We start from the raw sequence: 1909 nt of genomic DNA, 5'->3' as shown, positions 1-1909 counted from the left end.
CAACGGAACTTCGCCGCTACGTGTACGAAAAGCTAACTTCTGGCGAAGACATATCACTCCGCTTTTACCTCGATGGATTAGACGAGGTGACAGACGTGGCGGCCAGGACCAACATCATGCGGCTTGCTCGCATTGCAGCGATCGACCGGAACTTCCAGATCGTGGTGACGTCCCGTGAGCATGTGGTTGGGTCGAATCTCGATTGGCTCCCTCGGCTTTCACTCGCACCCTTCGACGACGTCCAAATGGCTACCTTGGCGCACAAGTGGTTGGACAAGGCGGAATGCGCTCGTTTTCTCTCGGAGCTTGATACCGCTGGAGAGCTTAAGCGGATTATTCGTGTCCCACTTCTCGCGAATCTCACCTTGGCTATTTTCAAGGAGATCGGCGCCCTACCCGAGAGCACAACCCGGCTCTATGAGATGTTTGTCCAGTTGCTTTGCGGTGGATGGGATTCAGCGAAGAACATCCGCCGTGACTCAGAGTTCGGAGCTGGACCAAAGAGAACGGTTATAACCCGCGTAGCCTGGATGGCGCACAACTCTCGCTTGCGGGACTTCACCGAAGCAGATTTCAAGAGCGCCGTTGGGCAGACGTTGAGCGGCTTGACTGCACGTGCTTCCGTGCTGCTACGGGAATGCATTCATGATGGCATTCTTATTCGAGGGGGCTTAAGCCCCGCTGACATAGAGCTCAGACCGAGACGATCTGTGGCCAGTTCTCATTCGTCATCCATGGCGTTGCGGATGATGCAACCTATGTGTCGCTTCCGCGGTAGAACGGGCCTCAGGCGCGCTGTCTGAAGCGCGCATCCGGACAGAATTGTTCCGACGGTGTAGCGCCTCGTTACCCCGTTCCTGCACCTTTCCCCCTTCACTGCCTGCGGTGGTCTGCAAGAACAAATGTCGCGTCTCCCCACCGTATCGATAGCTTCTCGTGGCAGAAATGGAAGCTTTTATGTCACTTGTGGTTGATTCAGAAACTCGATAATCGTATCTCCCGTAGACACGATCGACTAAGTGGCAAGGGCACCAGGCTCGCAGATCGTTGCGTCGCAACATCCATCCGACCAGAGTCGCGGGTGTGGGTATATGGAGGTTGTGGACGCGTGGAGAGAGATAACCACTTCTATGGCTGGCACATTGTTACAGCCGCATTCGTTGTGGCGGTGTTTGGCTGGGGGCTAGGGTTCTATGGTCCGCCGGTTTATTTGGAAGTGGTACGCCAAACCCGCGGGTGGCCTGTCGCGCTCATCTCCGGTGCCGTCACCCTGCATTTTGTGGTCGGGCTCCTAATCATCCCTGGACTTCCGTCTTTGCATCGGCGCTTTGGACTACCAGCCGTCACCTTTATCGCCGCACTTTGTATGGCATCCGGCGTTCTAGGATGGGCTCTCGCGAGGACGCTGCTACAGCTTTACGTAGCGGCGCTACTCACAGGCGCAGGATGGTCAGCCCTTGGAGCCGTCGCTATCACCGACATCGTTGCGCCTTGGTTCGTTACCAAGCGTCCTTTGGCCCTGGGGGTGGCTTTCAACGGCGGAAGCGTCGGCGGAGTCATCTTCTCGCCGCTTTGGGTCATTCTGATTCACAGGATCGGTTTCATTCCTTCAGCACTAACCGTTGGAACGATCATGGTCATTGTCCTAGGTGCCCTGGCAGTATTCGTCCTAGGACGGACCCCGCTGAGCTTGGGGCAACATCCGGACGGTGAGCCCGAGGAAACTGCGTCTGGATTGATCAATCCAGTTCCCGCGACCGGCCCCATTGCGGTTCGAGAGTCTCTGTCGCGGGACCGCGCCTTTCTAACGTTGTGCAGCGGCATGACGTTGGCTCTGTTTGCGCAAACGCGCGTCGTTGCTCATCTTGTCTCGGTGCTCGTACCGGCCCTCGGCACCCAAGGCGCAGGC

Annotated in this window: 2 protein-coding genes; both read left to right on the top strand. The window is 57.1% G+C overall.

What is annotated here, in order from left to right; all coding sequences use genetic code 11:
* On the top strand, positions 1-803 hold an 803-nt coding region (locus AB4043_RS26010), incomplete at its 5' end, for an NACHT domain-containing protein (protein ID WP_442308591.1).
* 305 nt (positions 804-1108) lie between these two features.
* On the top strand, positions 1109-1909 hold an 801-nt coding region (locus AB4043_RS26005; RefSeq protein ID WP_442308590.1), incomplete at its 3' end, for an MFS transporter.

Source organism: Terriglobus sp. YAF25 (genome assembly GCF_052113305.1).
Classification (GTDB): Bacteria; Acidobacteriota; Terriglobia; order Terriglobales; family Acidobacteriaceae; genus Terriglobus.
Note: the sequence above shows the minus strand (reverse complement) of the source record. Positions and strands in the feature narration are given on the sequence as shown.